The 1,550-nt window shown below is 57.2% G+C and carries 1 pseudogene; it reads right to left on the bottom strand.

Going from position 1 to position 1,550, the window contains the following annotated elements:
* Positions 1 to 184 precede the first annotated feature (184 nt).
* Positions 185 to 1,535, bottom strand: a pseudogene (locus tag DWA01_RS00020) (IS1380 family transposase).
* Positions 1,536 to 1,550: the final 15 nt, after the last annotated feature.

Here is a 1,550-nt window from a genome sequence, read left to right as displayed (position 1 = left end):
ATCTCTTGCATGTTGTTGTTTTGCGCTCAGATCAAGCCCTCTGTGCGGTTTTTGTCGTGTCTGTCGCGTGAACTGATCAGTATTTTGGTCTCTACGGCAGGGTTTTCGCGATTTCCGGGCAGATCGTCACTCGCCCGAACAAACTTGTTGAGCCGAATTCCTTCAGTTTTTGCCATTGACGCCATCATGTTGGAGCCGGAGGTGCATGTAGCCGCTGGATGGCCGCAAGGATGCGGTTGAACAGATTGCCACTGACAGAAACCTCAGCGAGCTGGAAGGTAATGGCGCGGGCATGTCGAACGACCCTTGCACCAATCTTTTTAAGTCGGGTTTGCAGGCTGGTCAGCGACCAGTCGGCCATCTCCTCGGGCAACTCGACGCCCTGCAAGAAGACACCCAGATTGTAAGCCAGTGCGTGAAGTTGAAGCCGCACCTCGTTGTCAAAGAAGCGCTTGCTGGACAGCCGCGTCCAGGTGATGGCCTGCTTGCCTTCCTTGATGTGTTGCTCAGCCGTACCACGCAGGTTGTAGAAACGTGTGATCCTGTCAGCCTCCATTGGCATGTTGGTCACGATAAAGCCCAAACGGGGAAATAGGTCGTCCGGATGCCACTCGATTTTGGCGACCACCCGGCGCGGCTTGTGCTAGCTTTGGACCTGATACTCGAAGGCCTCATAGAAGCGTTTGACCTTGGTCTTTGATGGTCGCCCTACTGGGCGGGTGGGGCGATGCGCTACCCGGCTTTCCAGCACAGCGTTCTTCTTCAGGCGGATGGCGTAGAAATACCCCGCCGCTTCAAGAAACTGGTACAGTTCAGGGATGGAAAAGGCTGCATCGGCCCGAAAAAACCGCATCAGGTCTCGCTGTGCATAGCGGGCAATGACGGGGGCCAGAAGTGCCTTCCAATTATCCGCGCTATGGACATTGCCATTGCGCAGTGCGCTGCGCTCAAGATGTCCAAACTGGTTAAAGATGAAGAGCGGGTGGTAGCACATGCAGCCGAAGTGGCCGTTCCAGCCCGTGCCTTCCTGTGCACCGTGTGTCGGACTGACAGAACTGTCCATGTCGAGCGTGATATACTTCAGCCCTTTGCGGTCATGCACCGCGTCAATCCACCGGCCTGACAGGTTCGACAGCGCACCGCGGTTGTCGCCCATTGCCAGCACCTCAGTCTCAAACCGCCCCATCTGGCTCGCAGACGCGGCCTGATCACACAGCCCGTCCACTGACGACCTGGCGCATCCCTGGATCGAATGCAAAACGATCGGCGTCATTGACGTCCTCGTAGCCTGCAAGGCGGCTGAAGACCGACTGACGCAAAAGCCCGACAAGGGAGTGAACGCAATTGCGCCCTCTGCGGGTGCCTTTCAGAACACCGCCAGCAATGTCATGCAGGCCAAGCACCTCGTCCAGTTCCCGGAACAACAGTAATCCGCCATCTGAGCTGATCTTCGAGCCATGGAATTCCAGCCGCACCCGCCGGTCGAAACCGAGCCGAACATCACCCGTTTTGTCTGCACCCTCCGGGTGGTCCATAATCTGCCGCCTCCA

Origin of the sequence: Candidatus Halocynthiibacter alkanivorans, assembly GCF_003333265.1 — a bacterium.
Taxonomy (GTDB): Bacteria; Pseudomonadota; Alphaproteobacteria; order Rhodobacterales; family Rhodobacteraceae; genus Halocyntiibacter_A; species Halocyntiibacter_A alkanivorans.
Note: the sequence above shows the minus strand (reverse complement) of the source record. Positions and strands in the feature narration are given on the sequence as shown.